General features: G+C 53.2%; 12 protein-coding genes, 1 pseudogene and 1 CRISPR repeat array. Of the genes and pseudogenes, 4 read left to right on the top strand and 9 right to left on the bottom strand.

All coding sequences use genetic code 11. The features are described from left to right. Positions 1-341: 341 nt before the first annotated feature. Genes J3U88_RS32755 through J3U88_RS32740 form a run of 4 tightly spaced genes read right to left on the bottom strand, consistent with a single transcriptional unit; the run spans position 342 to position 7,209 of the window. Entirely contained in the window at positions 342-1,556 is a 1,215-nt protein-coding gene (locus J3U88_RS32755; RefSeq protein WP_207863396.1) for a response regulator, read from the bottom strand. Next, the gene (locus J3U88_RS32750) at positions 1,531-2,739 is read right to left on the bottom strand and encodes a hybrid sensor histidine kinase/response regulator (protein WP_207863395.1); all 1,209 of its coding nucleotides are present in this window, start codon (positions 2,737-2,739) and stop codon (positions 1,531-1,533) included. The genes J3U88_RS32755 and J3U88_RS32750 overlap by 26 nt, the downstream gene beginning before the upstream one ends. Beyond that, positions 2,705-3,757 (bottom strand): HD domain-containing phosphohydrolase, encoded by a 1,053-nt coding sequence (locus J3U88_RS32745; RefSeq protein ID WP_423842103.1) that lies wholly within the window; start codon positions 3,755-3,757, stop codon positions 2,705-2,707. The genes J3U88_RS32750 and J3U88_RS32745 overlap by 35 nt, the downstream gene beginning before the upstream one ends. After that, entirely contained in the window at positions 3,757-7,209 is a 3,453-nt protein-coding gene (locus tag J3U88_RS32740; protein ID WP_207863391.1) for a response regulator, read from the bottom strand. Before J3U88_RS32740 ends, J3U88_RS32745 begins: the two co-directional genes overlap by 1 nt. An 836-nt stretch (positions 7,210-8,045) precedes the next feature. Between J3U88_RS32740 and J3U88_RS32735 the strand changes: the two genes are divergently transcribed. Together J3U88_RS32735 and J3U88_RS32730 are read left to right on the top strand one after the other, a co-directional pair. Then, positions 8,046-8,630, top strand: a complete 585-nt coding sequence (locus tag J3U88_RS32735) for an NAD(P)H-dependent oxidoreductase (RefSeq protein ID WP_207863389.1) — start codon at positions 8,046-8,048, stop codon at positions 8,628-8,630. Between the two features lie 242 nt (positions 8,631-8,872). Continuing rightward, a complete protein-coding gene (locus J3U88_RS32730) occupies positions 8,873-10,420 on the top strand; it encodes an SdiA-regulated/phytase-like domain-containing protein (protein ID WP_207863387.1) in 1,548 nt (515 codons plus the stop codon). Positions 10,421-10,485: 65 nt separating this feature from the next. Here the strand turns inward: J3U88_RS32730 and J3U88_RS32725 are convergent, their stop codons facing one another. Continuing rightward, positions 10,486-12,792 (bottom strand): winged helix-turn-helix domain-containing protein, encoded by a 2,307-nt coding sequence (locus J3U88_RS32725; RefSeq protein WP_207863385.1) that lies wholly within the window; start codon positions 12,790-12,792, stop codon positions 10,486-10,488. A 438-nt stretch (positions 12,793-13,230) separates the two neighbouring features. Here J3U88_RS32725 and J3U88_RS32720 point away from each other — a divergent pair, with 438 nt between their 5' ends. Next, positions 13,231-14,097, top strand: coding sequence for a TolB family protein (locus J3U88_RS32720; RefSeq protein ID WP_207863383.1), 867 nt, complete (start codon positions 13,231-13,233; stop codon positions 14,095-14,097). A gap of 169 nt (positions 14,098-14,266) precedes the next feature. Here J3U88_RS32720 and J3U88_RS32715 read toward each other — a convergent pair whose 3' ends face one another. From J3U88_RS32715 to J3U88_RS32700, 4 genes and pseudogenes are all read right to left on the bottom strand, one after another. Next, positions 14,267-14,764 carry a CBS domain-containing protein gene (locus tag J3U88_RS32715; protein ID WP_207863381.1) on the bottom strand — a complete coding sequence of 166 codons (498 nt, stop codon included), beginning with the start codon at positions 14,762-14,764 and terminating at the stop codon, positions 14,267-14,269. Positions 14,765-15,425: 661 nt separating this feature from the next. Further along, on the bottom strand, positions 15,426-16,088 hold the full coding sequence (locus J3U88_RS32710) for a hypothetical protein (RefSeq protein ID WP_207863372.1): 663 nt from the start codon (positions 16,086-16,088) through the stop codon (positions 15,426-15,428). 126 nt (positions 16,089-16,214) lie between these two features. Then, positions 16,215-17,464: a CRISPR direct-repeat array (repeat unit 29 nt; unit sequence CGGTTCATCCCCGGGCGTCCGGGGAACAG). A gap of 355 nt (positions 17,465-17,819) precedes the next feature. Further along, on the bottom strand, positions 17,820-18,149 hold the full coding sequence (gene cas2e / locus J3U88_RS32705; RefSeq protein ID WP_207863370.1) for a type I-E CRISPR-associated endoribonuclease Cas2e: 330 nt from the start codon (positions 18,147-18,149) through the stop codon (positions 17,820-17,822). Further along, positions 18,130-18,501, bottom strand: a pseudogene (locus J3U88_RS32700) (type I-E CRISPR-associated endonuclease Cas1e); the annotation flags it as partial. The gene cas2e and the pseudogene J3U88_RS32700, both read right to left, overlap by 20 nt. Positions 18,502-18,987: 486 nt before the next feature. Here J3U88_RS32700 and J3U88_RS32695 point away from each other — a divergent pair. Further along, positions 18,988-19,194 (top strand): hypothetical protein, encoded by a 207-nt coding sequence (locus J3U88_RS32695; protein ID WP_207863365.1) that lies wholly within the window; start codon positions 18,988-18,990, stop codon positions 19,192-19,194. Positions 19,195-19,238 lie beyond the last annotated feature (44 nt).

Genomic DNA, 19,238 nt, shown 5'->3' with positions numbered 1-19,238 from the left:
GCGTATCCTGCACTTTATGCGGTGTCGACCCGAAGAAGTATCTGTCGGAAACGATTATGCGAATCCGCAACGGCCGCGGCTTTCAGCTTCCCTATGCATTTGCCAATGAGCACGAGACCTTCAACCTGATCTAGCGTTGGCTCGTGGTTCTAGCTTAAAGGAAGCGAGGGCGCGTTTTTGCCTGCTCGTTGGTAGGCTTACGGTAAAAGCGGACCGGGGTTGCGCACGACCGCAGCCGTTGGCCCTGAGCATTTTTACAGGGCGTTGCAGCCCAGAGATTTAGCTAAAATCTCCGCGAGTTATCGCGCTTCTTAGGTCAAACGCAAGACGAAATACCGCGTTCATTTATTGACCAACTTGCAACGTTTAACGCCGACCAGATGCAGGGCGGACTGAATATTTGTGTACTTATGTTCAAATGCTATATCCAGGAGAGATGAACCGTCTTTTGTGTTGTTGTGTACTTCAGCGCCCTGCTGAATGAGGTAATGAACGATAGGTTCATGGCCGTTAAAGACCGCATAGGTAATCGGTTGCCAAAGCTGTTTTGATTTATGATTGATTTTGGCGCCTTCGTCAATGAGTAGGGTTACCAATTCAAGGCATCCAATCGCGGATGCTTTCATTAACAAACTGACGCCGTTCTTGTCAATTGACTCGACATTGGCCCCATCAGCAATAAGCTGCTTGGTGCGGTCGATGTGGCCGTTCCTCACCGCTGTTCGCACAAATTGATTTAAAGCGGTCTGGTCCATCGGAATTTCTACCGCCTTTTTCTTGTCGTGAGACGGAGCATGTTTTTTGAAAGAAGTGCGTAAAGAGAGTTCATGGCGCTCTCTTGCCGCTTGGAGCACGGTGGGCAAAATGCTCTTTTGCATCAGTAGGATATCTATAACCGTTACAGTCGTTAATTGTAAATATTTACGTGTTAATTCAAAGTGCACGTCGTCTTCGAGTAAAAAAATAAAAGGATCGAGGGTATCATCTCCTTCTTTGTACAGGGTGACGAATTCCTCACAGGAAACCTGGGATAAGATCAAAGCAGGAAGCGAGATCGTTGAAAACAACTTTTGTAAGTGCTTGGCCCGTGTTACATCCTCGGGCTTTACCACACCTTGCTGAAGCAGGAACTCAACAAAATTCAAGTCTCGGAGAACGCTTTCGACTTTTTGCTTTAGCGTTTTTTTGAATTTTTGTAAAGCGATTTGAGGTGTTGACGCTCGTGAAACCTCGTACTTGGCAACAAAACAATTGGCGCCGGCATTGGAGGCGGCGATAATGGTGTCTCCAAAAGATTCTTGCGATAGAACGAGAATAGGTAACGTGTTTTTTGAGAACTGTTGACGAATCTGTTGAATAAGCCAGATGCCGTTATAGCGCGGCATATTCATATCCGTAACCACTAAATCAAAAGACTGTTCTGTTACCTTCTTAAGCGCATTTTTTGCGTCGTATGCTTTTTCGATCACGAACGAAGGGAAGAGCCGGCACAGTATATTTTCTAAAGAATTGAGCTGGGTATGGTTGTCGTCAACGCACAGAACCTGTATCGACATAAGAATTCCCTTCCGTCAAACTATCTGAGCCACAGGGAAAGTAAACCGAAACGGTGGTACCTTCTCCTTCTGTGCTTTCCAGGGTAATACCACCGCCGTAGCTTTTCATGATGCCCCGAACCACGGAAAGACCCAGCCCGGTGCCGCCTTCTTTTGTGGTAAAAAACGGGTTCCAAACCTGTTCCTGCGCCTGGCGGGGGATACCGCGTCCATTATCGATTACCGAAATACAAACACACCTTTCTCCCTGCTGTAGACTGGTATGAAACAACGGCGCTGCCGTGTTTATGGCCACACAATCTAACTTAAGCGTCAAGGTAGGCTGATCACAGTCTTGCAAGGCGCTGATCGCATTAATTCCGAGGTTCATAATTATTTGATGAACTTCGGTCGCATCGGCGAAGATTTCCAACCCTGGCGTGTCTTGGATTAGATCGATCGTTACTTCTTTGGCGAGTGACTGCAAAAGTAGTTTTGCGTTTTCTGCAATAAAAGTAGGATTGATCCATTCTTGTTTTTTTGTGTTTTTCTTAGCATGGGATAGCAAACCACGGATGATGATTTCACAGTGCTGTAGCGTCTTGAGACATTCCATAACATGTCCGTGAAGTGGGTGACCCTCCGGCACGACTTCTTGCATATCTGCAAGATACGCACACGCTGCATTGCAGTCATTGAGCGCATCATGAGCGATACCGCCCGAAAGCTCGCGAAGAAGTTCTGTTCGCTGGCTTTCGTGAAACTGCCGGTGAAGTTGTGAAATTTCCGCGGATTTTCTCACAACTTCGGCTTCAAGAAGATCTCGTTTGAGTTTTAATTGAAGATGGACGCGAACACGAGAGCGGATAATCGCGGGTCGGTAGGGTTTGGTAATGTAGTCAATCGCGCCGAGTTTGAGACCGTATTCCTCGTCGGAATCGCCGTCTTTTGCGGTCGTAAACAGAATCGGTATTTTTTGGGTCCTTGGGTCGGCTTGGATACTTCGACACACTTCGTACCCGTCCATTCCCGGCATCACGATGTCGAGGAGGATCAAATCGGGATTTTGCGATGCAACGACGGTGAGTGCCACTTCTCCAGTGGGGGCCACAAGAATTCGGTAGCCTTTGCCGAGGATGCTTTTCAGGATTTTTAGGTTATCGGGTTCATCATCTACTATGAGGATGGACGGTTTGTGGGTCATGGCACCCCTCCAAGGGTTTGACACTCGGATGACTGGCTTCTTTTGTATCCCATTTCTGTTTTATCCCGACGATTTGATCTTCTATTTCGAAAAATAGGTTTACCAAATGCGGATCAAAATGACTGCCGGTACTGTTTTTAATCTCTTGCATCGCGGCCTCAATAGACCAGGCTTCTTTGTAGGGGCGTTGCATTGTAAGCGCATCAAACACGTCACAAACTGCGACGATTCGTGCAGAGATCGGAATCGCCTCACCGGTGAGGCCCTGGGGGTATCCGCTACCGTTCCATTTTTCATGATGACACAGTGCAATATCAGCCGCCATCTTGAATACCGGGTGATCAGATCGACATAAAATGTCGTAGCCAATCCGGCAATGGGTTCTCATGATCACCCATTCAGCCGGGGTCAAAGGCCTCGGCGCTTTTAATATTTCGTCTGGAATGCCAATCTTTCCGGTGTCGTGCATTGGCGCGGCCCGCCTTAGAATCAAAGCCGCCTCCTTGCTCCAACCATTGGCTCGCGCCAGCAGTTCAGCATAAGCCGCCATACGCCAGATGTGGAGACCGGTATCGTTATCGTTGTAATGGCCAGCCTCCCCCAACATAAAAACCGCATCGTCGGCAAATTGATCAAGTGCCTCGACACGAACGAGTTGCAAATGCGTTTGCACACGTGCACGAATTACCGGCGGTTTATAGGGTTTGGTGATGTAGTCTACAGCGCCTACCTTGAGACCGTGTTCTTCTTCCATTTCACCGTCTTTTGCTGTTGCAAAAAGAATCGGTATTTTTTTGGTTTTTGGGTTTGATTGTAGCAGTCGGCAAACTTCATAACCATCCATGCCGGGCATGACGATATCGAGAAGAATGAGGTTAGGATTCTGCGAGACCGCAATCCTGACGGCAACTTCTCCGTTGGGTGCGACAAGGACGCGGTAGTTGTCTCCAAGAATACTATTCAAAATCTTCAGATTGTCTGGTTCATCATCGACAATAAGAAGAGTAGGTTTGTCAATCATGGAGCAACCTCTTCGTGTTTTTGTTTGGCAAATATATGACGGAGGGTTGTCAGCGCCGACTCAAAATCAAACTGTTCAATCTGTTGTTCTAATTTCGGTGTGTCTAAAACCTCCTGTCTGAGGAGTGTGTCTTTCACTTTGGCAAACAGAATAGATGCCTCTGAGTCCCATCTTTCAAGGCGCGTTTCCAATTGGAGAAGGTAAGATCTCAAATCAGCCTCGCTTAATGTGTTACCCATTTGTATTTTTGGTCGGGAATTTATTGTTTTTTTCTTGAACTTCGTTAATGAGGTAAGTGCCGTAGAAAGCTCCTGTTGAACTGATTGGAATAAGGTCGCGTTTACAGAATTTTCTAAGGTGAGGTTTGCTTCGAAAGCCTTTGCGGCTTTGTACAGATCGATGATGCCTAAGTTTCCCGCGCTTCCTCCGAGTGAGTGAACCGAGGAAACCAAAGCTTGAAGGTCGCCTGTACTTACGAGGTATTCAAGGTGTCCGGGGGTCCCTAGATTTTTCGTTCTGAAACTCAATAGCAGCTTTCTATAGAGGCGGGCATTCCCGGCGACACGGTTAAGGCCGGTCGCGGTACAAATACCCGGCATAGGTATAAATAGATGATTTTTCGTCGACTTTTTCTTCGTTTCCTTGATGGCCTTTTGGGCTAACCATTTTGCCAAAGTTTCATTTAGGCTTTGCAGGTCAATGGGTTTTGTCAGGTGATCATTCATGCCTGCCTCTAGACTTTTTTTATGGTCGTCAACCAAAGCATGCGCCGTCATCGCTATAATGGGAATTCGTTTAAACCGCTTTCCTTTCAAAGCGCGAATTCTCCTCGTTGCTTCCAACCCATCCATCTCCGGCATTTGAATATCCATAAAAATTGCATCAAAATCGAATGTCTGAACCGTTTCAAGGGCCTGTTTACCATTGCCGGCGGTGGTCACCTGAATCGCCATGTTTTCTAAAAGATCTCTCGCGACTTGTTGGTTAATCTCATTATCTTCTGCTAGCAATATTTTTGTATCTGGAAAAATATACGTGGAAGATAGTGAGGCGTCTGAATTCTCGCTCATGCTCAATCGCCGCCCATCAGAATGAAAAACATCCATAATGGCATCGAATAACGTAGATCGCCTCACTGGTTTCTCAAGCAGCGCATCAACAATGCCTTTTAACTGTCGACTAAGGCCCACCGCTTGACTAAAAGCGGTGACAACAATAATCGCGGGCCGATTCTCTGGTCCATACATCTCATCTAGGCGTTCGACAACATCAATCCCATCCATGCCCTGCATGTGCCAGTCCAATAAAATAAGACCGTAGGGTCGATCCTCATTCTCAGCTTTTAATATCTTTTCTAATGCCTCTTGACCAGATTGAGCAACCTCTGTCGAAAATGAAAAAGAGGTCAAAAAATGGCGGTGAATCTTCCTGGCTGTTCGACAGTCGTCCACGACAAGGACACGCATATCACGCAGGGCAGCATCCATCGAAGGTTTCGGTTTCTTCACCTCGCTTGCGATGTCAAATGTGGCGTCGAAGATAAAACAGCTTCCTTTTCCGAACTCACTTTCAACTTTAAGAACGCCTTTCATCATGCGTACTAAACGGTCACAGATTGTTAAACCCAAGCCCGTGCCACCATGCACGCGAGCAGTAGAAGAATCGGCTTGGGTAAATGCATGAAAGACATGTTCCTTCTGTTCTTCCAACATGCCGACACCGGTATCCTTTACGGAAAACTGTAGAACAATTTGGTTGTCATTTCGTTGAACAATATCTGTTACGACCACCACTTCACCATTCTCGGTGAATTTAATGGCGTTCGATACAAGGTTTAGAAGGACCTGTAAAAGCCTGCTAGGGTCGCCGATAAGCTTGTCCATTACCGGGGTTTCATTGTCAAATAACAGTTCCAAGTTTTTTTCTAGCGCCTTGAGTCCAACGATATTTGCCAAACGGGTTAACACTTCATCGAGATGAAAGGGGATACGCTCCATCTCTAATTTACCGGCTTCAATCTTAGCAAAGTCGAGGACATCATTTATGATTCTGAGAAGTGCTTTGGATGATGAATGAATTTTCTCCAAATAGTCATTTTGCTGATGGGTAAGGCGGGTGTTCTTGAGGCATAACTCTGATAAGCCGATAATGCCGTTCAAAGGGGTGCGAATTTCGTGACTCATATTGGCCAGAAATTGACTTTTGGCGGCGTTTGAGTTGTCGGCTGTAAACTTTGCACGTGTGAGCATATCGTGTAATTGTTTTCGTTCGGTGATGTTCCGCATGCTGATCACCAATTCATCAATGGTGTCTTGAGCATCTCTTACTGGATACAGGGTGACATCGAACCACTGGCCGTCGACATGCTGCCATTCAAAGCAATCCTCTGTTTGCATTTCTTCCCATGTCTTTGATTTAAAAAAGACGCTTAACTGCTCTGAAAGCGTTGGTAAAAACTCATCAAGCTTTCTGTCTTTCAAGTCCTCAAAATACTGAAGGAGCACATGCATGGCGACATTGGCGCGTACCACTGAACCATCCATTTTTGTGATACACACGGGGGCGCGAATTGCGTCAAATGTCGCTTTCCATGATGCTGAAATACGTTTGTACGCCGCGGTTCGTGCTCTTACGATGATTTCCAATTCGCGCTGCGAATCTTTAAGCCGTTGTGTATCTTCCTTCCACTGCGTGATATCTATGAAGAAGCCCATGAGGTGCGTTGCTGATCCGTTTGAATCGCGATAAAAAACGGTGTCTTTGGAACGACAACATAGCCATGCACCATTCTTTCTTTGTATTCGGTACTCTAATTCCAATGCCTGACCGTTTTCAAGTGTTTGAACCTTTCTTACGTGAGCACGGAAGGGTTCTAAATCTTCAGGATGGATAATGTTTTGGAACACCGCGGGTCCCATGTCCGATAACTCCTTAAGTGTTCGCTGTGTGAACTGAACATATTGTGTATTGACATAATCAATAGACAGTAAGGAGAGATCAATAATGTATACGGCATTCAGTGAAACGGTTGTTATGCGTGCTAAAAAATTCTGGCGTTCACTTAATCTCTTTTGTTTCTCGTCGCTAAAACAATTTTCCTTAATTGCGTTGATGAGCTCTTCGTTTTTGTACTTTTGTATGCAGTCAGCGGCTCCGTTTTTTATGAATTTGATCGCTGAGGGGACATCAAAACCATCTTCTAGTATAATAATAGAAAGTAAATGATTTTGCTCCTTGATAAATTCAATGGTCCTTCTTCCCTCTAAATTCCAAGCAATGGAGCTGTTGGATAAAACCAAATCCACCCCCATGGACAGTTCATGCTGCATTTCTTCCCATGTTTCCGCTGAAGCGACCCTACAAGGGTCAAAGTTGGCCTGCAACAGGTCCGCTACTTCTTCTCTGTAGGCTTGATTATCTTCAAGATGCAAGATGCGGAGCCTATTCAAGACCTGCCTCCATGGGTAACGATCTACGGGAAAGGTTTTTAGGTGTGGTTCTTGATATTTTGAGTGGCTTGTGAAAAATTGTCAATTTATTATTTTCAACCTTTCCTTTTCATGATGCTTGCATATCGTTATGTAATACATAATCTTTTGGTTATCTCTTGTTGTTCTAATATTATCTGATTTTTTTACTTCGAGCATGGTGAAACAGAGGCCGAAAGTTATCTCTTGCTGTTGCAGTAGTGACTCGACTCGTGTTCGCGTTTACCAAACCATGTTTCCTTTTTAGGTACTCCACGCTTAGGTGGAAGCATCAGGTGGGATTCCCATGAATTCCCCGGCGTCGTCCAATTGGGTGTGTTTCGGACGAACATGTGGGTGCGTGTGTCGGTACGCTGGGTCATGCTGCCGATGACGAGGGAGAACGGGTTATTTCGTGTGGGCGGCCACCCCGGCATGGGAATGGTTGCCGTCCGCAAAGTTTTCGAACGCGCGCCTGAGTGCAAACCTAAGCAGCGCGATAAGAGCGTGGGTTTTTCGCTAAAGATATGGAGCGAAATGGCTTGGAAAAAGCGGGCCGGGGTCGCACACGACGCGCACCCACTGGGGGCGGTGAGCATTTTCACAGGCCGTTGCAGCCCAGGTTTAGCGAAAATCACCGCGACTTATCGCGCTTCTTAGGTTCTTAGGTACAAGCTACGTAGTTACAAAAAAAACACCGGTTGTGTGCTTCTTTGGGTACCGGTATCTTTGTTTTCGAAAGAAAAAAGTCGCCTCAACCAACGCGGCGCGGGGATGCGTCAACTAGGTTGAAGCGCGGCCAAAAGTGAGGAACCCTTATGTCCCATGTCCTGCTGATTAACGCCCACCATTACTATCCCTTCGCCGAGGGCAAACTCAATCAAGCACTTGTCGACCTTGCCGACGAGGTTTTAACCGCCAAGGGCCACACCACCCAAATCATGCACACCGATAATGAATGGAACGTTGAGGAGGAGCTTGAAAAGCATCAGTGGGCCGACATCGTTCTGCTGCAAACCCCCGTTAACTGGATGATGGTGCCCTGGACCTTTAAAAAGTATATGGACGAGGTGTACACCGCCGGCATGCGCGGCGCCCTGTGCAACGGCGACGGCCGCCACGGCGACAGCCCCAAGGAACACTACGGCGAGGGCGGCACCCTCACCGGCAAAAAATACATGCTGTCGCTGACCTTTAACGCGCCGGAGGAATCCTTTAACGATCCCAAGGAATACCTGTTCCAAGGCAAAAGCGTCGACGATCTGTGGTTCCCGATGCACATGAATTTCCGCTTTTTCGGCATGGAACCGCTGCCGACCTTCGCCTGCTACGACGTGATGAAAAACGCCGACCCGGAAAAAGACTTCGCGCGCTACAAAGCCCATTTGGATGCGACCTTCTAACCCGCTTCTCCTTACGCGGACCATGCGTAAAAACCCCGCGTTTCAGCCCGATGCGGGCGGGCTCGCTCCGTCCGTTTCCCGATTTGTCTTCTAAATGCTTTTTCCGCCGACCGTTCGCTCGTTTTACTAGCGGGTTCGCGCCTCGCCATGGGATTTCACGTGGTTTTGACGCCGGTTTGACGGACCTTTCACGCGCGCTTTTCTACGCTTCTTTTAGCCCGAAACTGAAAGGAGCGTACCTTATGAAACCTGTTTGCTTGCTGCTTGTTACCTGTTCGCTTTGCGCCTTTGGCGGTGTGGTCGTGCCCGTGGCCGTACCCGATGTTGCGCACAAAACCATGGAAGAGGATTTCCCCCTTTCACTATACGTGGATTACGGTTCCCACGAACCCGTGTTCCATCCCACCAGTGTCTCCGTTAACCTGCCCATGATCGAAGTGCTCCAGCACCGGCGTGCCTATGGTGCGGTCGACGCCGGCGAAACCCTGTTACCCTACGCGCCCTTGCCCGCCGACGCGCGAATGCTCGGCGCCCTCGACATCGATCACGACGGGGAAGGCGTGTATTGGATGGTGGACGGCGGTCCCCGCGTGTTTTTCCGCGATACGGAACGCGGCATCGAACGGCAATGGCGCTTGTGGGGCCACCTCAACCTGAGTGAAATCGCCACCTCACCGGGGTCGGATAAGGTCTGGGCCTACGACGCCTGTCGCGGTCACCTGCTGCTGTTCGACAAGCGCATGCCCTGGTGTTTTACCCGGTACCAGTTCGACCGGCCCATGGACATTACCGGCCTGGTTGTCGATGAAAACGAGCTCTACCTGCTTGATTCCAGTGAGGATGGTCAAGTAATTTTCCAATTTGAGATTGGGCGGTTTTCGCTGGAATACCAACAGTCATGGCGCGTGTTGGGTTTCGAGGATGTGCTCATCACGGACCTGGCTTTGGTCCCTGAAGGCGGGTTCCTCATCGCCACCACCGATCCCGAATTGAGCCTGGTCCTGATTGAAGACAAACAGACCGAACCGGAATCGCCCATCGCCCACGCCGGGGAACTGGCCGTGGTCGACCAAATCGCCTTACCGGAGGACGTAAAACAACCGTCCGGTTTGTACCGAGACGCGCTCGGCCGCTGGTTTATCAGCACCGATCAGGCCGAAATCTTTGAGCTGGACGCGGGTTTCGGGTCGGTGGGTCGCTTCGAGGTGACCTATGAAAACGTGGCCTGTAACCAAGGCTGCACCGAGGCCGTCAGCGGTACCGGCGACAGCCTGCACATCTTGACCGATGAAGGTTATGTGGCCCGCTACCAACGCGACGGCACCGGTTTCCAATACCGCGAGGAATTTAGCACCGCGTATCAGGGAAGCAGCGGCGAGGATCTGGTGTTTTCCGGGTTAAGTTACCGTCCCGATACCCAAACCTTCTACCTCTTATCCGACGCGCCCGATGCAGACCAGGCCGACATGCTGCTTGAAGTGGATGCGTCATTTAATGAGCTTTCGCGAAAAACCTTATCCTATTCCGGCGAACTGAGCGGCAGCCTTTTCGAGTACGATGCGGCCGGTGTTCAGTACCATAACGGCAAGATTTATGCGTTGTCCGATCTGTACAACACCCTGCTCGAGATCAACCTCGACGGGGAAATCCAACGCGCCTTCGCAATTGATCGCGAGGTCCTGCGCGAACCCAGCGACCTGTTCATCCACGAGGGTTTGATTTACATGGTTGGTGATCACGAAAACGAGGAACCCACGCCCCCGGTTACCGTGTTCGCCCTGCCTCAATAAACTGATTCTCCGTCCGAGAAGCGATCCCGAGCCGTGCGTTCGGGGTCGCTTTTTTGCGCCGGTATTTAGTCTTTGAGATGGAGTTCGATCACTTCTTTTTTGGAGGACACCATCGTCGACATCAGGAGATGGGTCTGATTGAGATCGGTTAGATGGCTGACGTTGCCGCCGACCTGGCCGAGCGATTCCATTACCTCGGTATCCAGATGATAGCGCCACAACTTTTTTTCGCGGCTAATCCCGTAAAGTTGCCTGTCTTTGAGCCGAAAAACCTTGGCGTCTTTTCCCTTGGCGGCAAGGGGTTTGATTTCCTTGGCTTCGACCGGGCCGGGCTGCCAATACCGGCCGGTCGAATCGCGAAACACAAGGGCGCCCGTTTCGTCGCGGTCGGCCCAAATGACCGGCGCCTCGGACACGATGGTGATTCGGCCGGTGTTCAAATCCGCGGTGACCAATCTGTCGGCGCCATCGAAGCGTGCTGAGAACAAGGCGTTGTTGCGCCCGCTGTCCCATTGGTAGAGGCGAACCACGGGGGACGCCAGGGGGATCGGTTGTTCCCTGCCGTCAAGGAACACCCGCACCAAGCGGCTGTTGCCGTTGATCAGCATGCTTTCGCCGTCCGCGGCCCAATCGAAACCGCGGATATAGGTGTCCATCGGAAAATGGGTGAGCTGCCGCGGGTGGCGGCCGTCGCTGACCCAGACTTGGTGGTCCCCCGTGCGGTCCGACCAGAACGCGATCAAGGGGCCGTTCGGCTGAAAGAGGCCGCTGTCCTCACCCAGAATCGAGCGTTCGAAGCTGGGCTGGGATCGGTCATGGTCTGAATCGGTTGGGGTTAGGTTGTCCATCGGGACCAACCACACATCGGTGTCGAGCGGGCCTTTAATGAGGAGCAGCCGCTTCCCATTGGGATGGAATTCCGGCAGCATCAGGGTTTCGGCATGGGGCATGGCGATTTTGTCCACCCGGCCGTCATAGGAAAGGGTAAAGAGTTGGCGCCCCGTGCTAAACACCAGGCGTTGGTTGCCGGGGTCAAAGGTGGGGTAGATCGGCCGGTGTTGCGGGGCTTCCGGCGGCAGGGCGATGGGCCGGCTTGTGCGCAAGCTGCCATCGAGGTTGCGTAAATCGAGCACGGGTCGGCTGTCGCGGTCCATGCGGATGACCGCAAAAAGTGCCGCCTGGCGCGCGTAATCGAAGTCCACCACCTCCCCGTCTTGGAGATCGACCAAAACCTCGCTTTGCCGGCCGCTGACCGAGTACAGAATTAACTTCCAACGATCCGATGGTTTCTGCAAAAGGGCGATATGGTCGTTATCCACCCACATCGGGTTTTTGAGCTGGGTGTTTTCGCAGCGCAGCAAGAGGTCCGGCACCCGCGGGCTGACCAAGGCTTGCTCAAAGTCCAGGTAGACCAGGTCGTAACAGTTCTTGGTGCGCGGCGCGGCATCGCAGGGTGCGTTGGCCAGGAGGACCAAGGTTTTGCCGTCCGGTGACAAACTGTGCTTGCGGTAGGCGCCCCAATCTTGGGTGAGCTGGTGCTCTTTTTGGGTGGCGATGTTTTTGGCCCAGACCTTGTTCACGCAAGCGAGATCGTCGTAGCGATGAAATATGATGTACTGACCGTCTGGTGAATAATCCGCGTCAAATTCCTTGTCGTCGGTGGCCGTCAGCGATTGAATTTTGGTGACACGGAGCGGTGGATTCGGTTGTTTGGGCAGCATCCACCAGCCCAACAGGGCGAGGACGATGATGCCCGCGAGCAAGGCTGTTCGTTGGATCGAGACGGCGCGGGCTTTGGCCGGGCCGGGAGGCGATTCAGACAGCGGTCCGAGCGGCGGTCCCGTCGGCGGTCCGAGCGGCGGTCCCGTCGGCGCTCCGAGCGGTGGTCCCGTCGGCGGTCCGAGCGGCGGTCCCGTCGGCGGTCCGGCGACTTGAGGCTGATGGTCGGGCGTGCGCGCTGTTTCCGGGCCGACCCCGTCGCCCGCGATCCCCATGTTTTCGGGCGGTGCTTCCGGTGGGGGTTCCGGGGTGAGGTCGTTGGCCACGCTGCTTTGTTCATGGCGGCGTACCGGGACTTCCAGGCTGTAACCCTGCTTGGCGTGTGTCCTGATGGTGGTCTGACGTTTGGCGTCGTCGCCCAGGGCTTTGCGCAAATGGGCGATGCTTTTTTGCAGCGTGTTGGTGGAAACAACCGCATCAAACCAGACCTCGGCCAACAACGTATCCTGGCTGACAACGCGGCCCTGATGTTTGGCGAGGTAGGTCAAAACCGCCAGGGTTTTGGGGGCCAGGGTTTGGGATTGGTCGTGATGGGTGATTTGGTTGCGCGAACAATCAATAAAAAAATCACCGATCCAATATTGTTCCGTCATCGTGCCTCGGCCTTGCAATTCGTGGCCTCATCTTACCTGAAGTGCGCGGGGTCCGTGGGTGAAATCACATGCCTCAAAAAGCTGGGATCCGTTGGACCAGGGACACGAAAACGGGGGGTACTCGCGACAACAAACGCCGGGTTTTGGCTTCCGTTTCGCTGAATCACGCCCTTGATTCCGGGACCTTGTGCCGCGGAAGTATTCTGAATCAGTTCTGCAAAACTATGAAAATGTGATGGTTAGTTTCAGTCAGGCAAACGTAAGCCGGAATTCAGGCGGATGTCAGGTGTTTTTCCGACCCATCGACTAGATTGGCACGGGTAGCGGGCGTGACTGAGCCGGAACCGCGTCGAAGACCATCCGGCCGCGCGCGCCGCGGAACATCGATGAAGCCTAAGCGGCGGGATCGCTTGGCTTAGGTTAGAGGAAAGGAACACTATGAAATCTGTATGGATGATGATCGTGGCGGTGGTTACTTTATTCGCGGGAGACGGGGCTGTCGAGGTGCCAAGGTCGCAACCTCTTTTGAAGGGGCCCTACCTGGGACAAAAGCCGCCGGGCATGACACCGGAACCCTTCGCGCCCGGCATCGTGACCACGGAGCGTTGGGAATACTGCGCGACCTTCACCCCCGACTTAAAAACCATTTATTTTCTTGAGGAGGAAGCGGAGACCGACAAGGACCTGTTCATGGTTTACGAGGAAAAAGCAGACGGCTGGTACAAGTCCAGGGTATCGGATCGGGTCGGTCAGCCGTTTATCGCGCCGGATGGGAAAATCATGCACCTAGGGCGGCGTTACAAGGAACGCACCGCGGACGGTTGGTCGGCGCTCAAGACGCTGGATCCCAAGTTCACGACCCACAAGATCATGCGCCTGACCGCCTCGGCCAAGGGGACTTATGTATTTGACGACATGGGCGCGGAGGGCGGACGCGGGATGATCCGCTATTCGCGGGTTGTGGACGGGAAACACGAGCAACCCAAAAAGTTCGGGCCCCAGGTCAACTCGGGCAGGGCCAACGCGCATCCGTTCATCGCCGCCGACGAGTCATTTTTAATGTGGGACAGTCGGCGGGAAACCGGTCGCGGCAACGCGGATCTGTACATTTGTTTCAAGCAGGCCGACGGGACCTGGGGTGATGCGGTGAACCTGGGCGACACCATCAACACCGAGGCGTCCGAGTTTTGTCCGAGCGTGACGCCTGATGGCAAGTACCTGGTATTTCATCGCTCGGTGAAACGCGGCACGGCCGACATTATGTGGGTCGACGCCAAAATCTTGGAACAGCTCCGTCCCAAATAAACCCGTAGCGGCGGGCGTTTCCTCCAGCCCCGCACGGCACCAGCCCCGCTTGGGTCCGCGGCGTTTGCGCGCCGCGGACGTCCCGGTTGGTTCGGTGTCGTGCGCGTTGGATGCGGTCGCGGCGTCTGGCCGCTCGGGGGGCCCTGCTTGCGCGGGCGAAGACCGCGGTTTAGCGAATGATGAAACGGTGATTCACCAATTTGGCGAGGTCGGGTCGGTTTTTGGTCGCGTTCTTATCGGCGACCGCCGCGTTGTTGTGCTGTTCCAAAGCTTGGAGGACGTCGCGTCGGCTGACGATGCCGACCAGTTCGTTGTCCTCGGCGACCACGGGCAGTTGCCGGTAGTTGTGTTGGGTGAAGATCGAGGCGAGGGTGAAGACATCGGTATGGGGCGAGACGCAAACGGGGTGGCGTTTCATGACGGTGGCGACCGTTTGATCGGGATTGGCGAAAAAGATTTCATTGGCCAGGTATTCGAGGCAGTCGCGTTCGGAGATGAAGCCGACGAGGATACGCCGGTTGTTGTCGTTGTTGACGACGGGCGCGTTGGAGACCTGGTTTTCGAGAAGGGTGCGGGTAGCTTGTTCAAGCATGGTCTCGGGCGAAAGGGTGACGAGCCGACGGGTCATGATCTGTTCCGCGGTGGATTGTGGTGCGTTGTGTGACATGTGATTCCCCCTATGGAAAAAAGTAAAAAGATGGTTGTTCACCGTCGAAAAAGCAAACCCTATGCCGGCTCCTGAACCGTTACCCGGTGTGGGGGCGGGGCGTGACGGCGCAAGGGGTTGTGCCGTGTAAGTTGTTGAAAGAGCGTGGCTTGGTGTGAGTGTGGCGCGGGAGAGGGGCCGGCGTCCGGCCGGGATGGACACGGACGGAGGGCTGATAGCGGGTTCCTGCACACCGGGTGGGGATTATCGCCCGACGGCGTGAGGGCGCGGTTGTGGTGGGGTTTCGCGGTGCGTCCCCGCGAGTAGGAAAGCGGCGTTAGGCTGGATTTGGGGCGTGAAAGGAGCGACTTTGATCATTGAAACGGAGCCCGGTAATTTTTGTGGGTACTTGGCGAGCAGAAAGGGGCCCACCGTTTTTTTGTGGGGGATGCGTGGTGGTTCCCTGAATGAGGGGCCTCAAACTTATCGCCACGACGATGGGCCCATGCGCGCGGGCGAAACCGCGAAACCTTTGCTATACGGCGATCAAGACCTGGTCCATGGAGACGGCTCTTCCCGGCGTTTTCAGCGAATGCCTCGTGGTTCCCGCGAGCAACGGGCTGACCGGAAGCTGCGCTTGCGCTCGGCGTTTCGCGGGGAGGTTCTCGGTGAGAAATGCGGGTTAGGGTTGCGTCGTTTTGGGAGAATACCTGGGGCTTTCATTCATGGCATGACAGGTGAAGTCGGTGACAAACCAGGCGTTGCCGTGGCGTTGGATGCGAATCTCATTGGGGAGGTTGGGGTCGAAGCCTAGCAGATTGCGGTCCTGATCGTAGCGCGCTCGAGGGTAGACCACGGCCCAGGTATCGGCGTCGATGGGTTGGAGGGTGGCGGCGCGAAAGTGTGTCAGATAGGGGAGAATGGCGCCGCGAAAGGGGGCGATCCGTTGGTCCCAAAGTTCGGCAAAGCGGGTGTCGCGCTGTTGGTGGTGGTAGAGGGGGCCGTCGACGTTGCCCATGGATTGGGGGGCGTGGTCGATGTGGTCGGCCAGGTAGCGGGAAATGGCACTGGGATCGTGCGGGTTAAGCGCGATCATTTCCATGCCGCCGCATTCCGGCCCGGAATAACGCACCACTTGGCGCACGAGGTGGTAATCCTGGGTGGCCACGGCGTCGACCCAGGTAACCCAGGCGGCCTCAGGGGTGGGTCGGCCGGAGCCGAGGAACGCGTGGCGATCCCGGGCGCCGCAAGTGGCGAGGAGTATCAGCCCAAGCAGCCTCAACCAAGCGATTCGGCCGGTAAGGGGTGCGGGGTGGTGGTGATCGGTGGCGCTTTTCTGTGGCATGAAGGGAACTCAGAAGGGCGGTAGGTGGGTGGCACCAAACGCCAGGCGTTTGTTTGACTCAGAATACACAAAAGTTTAAGCCTTCCGGGGAACAGTTCTTTGCGACAAATGGTCCCCCAGGCCGGCCGGTTCACCCCCGGCCGGCCTGGGAACAGGGCGGCGACATATCCGAGGCAATCGAATGGGTCGGATCATCCCCGGGCGTCCGGGGAACAGATTTGGGTGATGACGCATACCGAAACATGGTGCGGTTCATCCCCGGGCGTCCGGGGAACAGCAACCGCGCATCGCCGGACTTGACCATCGCGCCGGTTCATCCCCGGGCGTCCGGGGAACAGGTCAGAACAGAGCTGTCATGGTCCACCACGAACGGTTGATCCCCGGGCGTCCGGGGAACAGTCCGTCGAGATCGAACCAAAAAGGCTCGCATTCGGATCATCCCCGGGCGTCCGGGGAACAGGTAGCGCGAGAGATTGACAATCCCCGAGGTGTCGGTTCACCCCCGGGCGTCCGGGGAACAGGCTCGATAACCTCGGGTGCTTTTTTACCGAAGGGGTTCATCCCCGGGCGTGCGGGGAACAGCGCAAAGGGGCATCGTTGACGCGCATGAGAGCCGGTTCATCCCCGGGCGTCCGGGGAACAGCCGTTAATGAACCTCATCAACGAGTGTTTGGACGGATCATCCCCGGGCGTCCGGGGAACAGGCGCGGAGGCCCACAAGGAACAGTTGCGCCGGCGGTTCATCCCCGGGCATCCGGGGAACAGCCCAGCAAGGACATACATTCCTCGCGGCGTACCGGTTCATCCCGGGGCGTCCGGGGAACAGGGATGGATCAGGACGATGGCCCCGTTTTTTACCGGTTCATCCCCGGGCGTCCGGGGAACTGTTCATCTTCCACAACCCTCGGACTGGCACTCACGGTTCATCCCCGGGCGTCCGGGGAACAGCAACGTTAGAAATATGCCAATCACCGAGACCTCGGTTCATCCCCGGGCGTCCGGGGAACAGTGCAATCCACGGTCGGCTACGCAGGCCAGATGCGGTTCATCCCCGGGCGTCCGGGGAACAGCCCAGCGAAGGGCTTCTGATACCCCACCATTGCGGTTCATCCCCGGGCGTCCGGGGAACAGTCGCCATTACAGGCGGTACAGGTGACAGACACCGGTTCATCCCTGGGCGTCCGGGGAACAGCCCCGGGTGGATATCATGAACTACTCGCCAAGTCGGTTCCTCCCCGGGCGTCCGGGGAACAGGTGGCCGAGTACGGCGACGGTTGGGACATCGTCGGTTCATCCCCGGGCGTCCGGGGAACAGCTGCCGTGAGGTGGCCCGTCGACCGCGAGGACCGGTTCATCCCCGGGCGTCCGGGGAACAGACTAAGAGAATTTACACTATAAATTCGATACTTGTAAATAATTTAAAAGTGTACCGATTTTGCATTAGATGCCTTTATTTTACTTATTCTTGTTTTGGTTGGCTTTGTAACCTTATTTAATTTAGATGCTTGTGTATTGATGGGGGGTGTCTCGCTGGGATGAGACGAAAAGGTGAAAAACTGGAGAAATACCGTTTTACCAGAACCTTTCTGTAAGGCTCTGGCTTATAATGTTTTGTTGCTTGGTGACGACTTTAGCACTTTTTTTACTTGATCATTTTGATTGAGTTGGTTGACTCTTTCTTTGTGTCTGTCAGCGGTTATATTGTTGGATTATTAGGTCTTGATTGGGTCTTTAGAACGGGATTTCATCGTCGTAGTCATCGTTGTTCTCTTCCGCTTCGTCGCCCTCTGGGAAAAAGGATACCAGCTTAATTCCGTCGAAATCGACCGGAATGCGGCGGTTGCGACCGCATGTTTCGAATGAGAATCCCTGTTCGTTGGGCTCCGACCACGCCATCACCGCGTTGCCCTCGTCGACCAACTCCTCGACCTGGGTCCAAATCATGGTGCGTTTGCGCTGGTTCACCTTGCCCACGTACACACTCGCGCGAATCTCTAGGAGCCACACGGCCAAACGCCCGCGAAGGCGCGGTGGCACCGCTTCAACCACGATGGCCGGCATCGCCGCTCCCTATTTCATCTTCAAAGGCCGGGCCAACCACGCCGGTCTCCTTGGGCTGTTCCAAGCCGCCCGCGGCCAGAACCTCGCCGATCAAGGGAATCAACCGCTCAAGGATCTTGGTCCTGCGAAACGCATCGTGACAGCGCAAGCGCACCTCGCGCACGGGATCCGAAACCTGGTCCGCCGCCACCTCAAAGGCTACCGGCACCACGGTTTCGAATTTGATCAGGTCGGCCACGTCGTAGACGAAGGAGCGCGGCTTGCCCACATGCACAAAGCCAATCGCCGGTGAATAACCCGCGGCAAGGATCGCGGCCTCGCTAATCCCGTACAAACAGGCGGTTGCCTCCGCGCGGGAAAGTTAACGAGGCCTCTTGTTGATTTGAATGTGCGAGGGTGCCGCGACATAACTGCAAAAAATACCATCGTTGTTTCAGGTGAGAATGTGGGGCCGGGCGAAGTATGTCCCAGCACCCACGCGCAAAGTCTTTTTTGAAGTTTTTGAGACGGCTCATCCGCTGCCCCGAGCATGCGGGGAACGGGCGTTAACAGAGTTCGGAACTCACTGTTATAACGGTTCACCCCTGAAGAGTCAGGGAAAACAATGGAGAGCTATCTCACAGTTCAGCAAGGCTTTAGCTAACTGATAATCCTAGCTTTGTTTTAAGAGTAGGGCAACTTTTAGAAAAGAGGGTGGGGAATTTTTAGTCGCTCTGGAAATTTAGTGGTATGATCACCCTTCATTAGAATCGCAACACACTATTATAACTTAGAAGAATTTGAAGTGCCGATGATTTTCAACAAAACGATGAGCTCAAGATCACACTCTGGAGGAGTTATGAAGAATCAAAAGCAAGAAAGCCAACGTGTTCAAATAGAGGAAGATAAGACTTTTCAAGGGTTCAATGGCGCGGTGAGACTGAGGTGGTGGAAGCACTTTCTAAACCTGGCGCATCTTTCCGCATTTGTTCTGAAAACCTACGAATTGCTATCCAAGTCCTATGTTTCGGAGCCTGAGGAGCTTGTTTTTGCTGGTGAGGGTTAGTCCCTTCTCTGGGGTCTTTTTGAAAATTCAAAGGGCTTTCATCG

This window comes from Acanthopleuribacter pedis (genome assembly GCF_017377855.1).
Taxonomy (GTDB): Bacteria; Acidobacteriota; Holophagae; order Acanthopleuribacterales; family Acanthopleuribacteraceae; genus Acanthopleuribacter; species Acanthopleuribacter pedis.
The sequence above is the reverse complement of the archived record's forward strand: the minus strand, read 5'-3'. Positions and strand labels throughout refer to the sequence as shown.

What these genes read in the sequence shown, in the direction of transcription:
- J3U88_RS32755 (WP_207863396.1), bottom strand. Translation starts at nt 1,556, where the DNA reads ATGTCGATACAGGTTCTGTGCGTTGACGACAACCATACCCAGCTCAAT.
- J3U88_RS32750 (WP_207863395.1), bottom strand. Translation starts at nt 2,739, where the DNA reads ATGACCCACAAACCGTCCATCCTCATAGTAGATGATGAACCCGATAAC.
- J3U88_RS32735 (WP_207863389.1), top strand. Translation starts at nt 8,046, where the DNA reads ATGTCCCATGTCCTGCTGATTAACGCCCACCATTACTATCCCTTCGCC.
- J3U88_RS32730 (WP_207863387.1), top strand. Translation starts at nt 8,873, where the DNA reads ATGAAACCTGTTTGCTTGCTGCTTGTTACCTGTTCGCTTTGCGCCTTT.
- J3U88_RS32725 (WP_207863385.1), bottom strand. Translation starts at nt 12,792, where the DNA reads ATGACGGAACAATATTGGATCGGTGATTTTTTTATTGATTGTTCGCGC.
- J3U88_RS32720 (WP_207863383.1), top strand. Translation starts at nt 13,231, where the DNA reads ATGAAATCTGTATGGATGATGATCGTGGCGGTGGTTACTTTATTCGCG.
- J3U88_RS32715 (WP_207863381.1), bottom strand. Translation starts at nt 14,764, where the DNA reads ATGTCACACAACGCACCACAATCCACCGCGGAACAGATCATGACCCGT.
- J3U88_RS32710 (WP_207863372.1), bottom strand. Translation starts at nt 16,088, where the DNA reads ATGCCACAGAAAAGCGCCACCGATCACCACCACCCCGCACCCCTTACC.
- cas2e (WP_207863370.1), bottom strand. Translation starts at nt 18,149, where the DNA reads ATGCCGGCCATCGTGGTTGAAGCGGTGCCACCGCGCCTTCGCGGGCGT.
- J3U88_RS32695 (WP_207863365.1), top strand. Translation starts at nt 18,988, where the DNA reads ATGAAGAATCAAAAGCAAGAAAGCCAACGTGTTCAAATAGAGGAAGAT.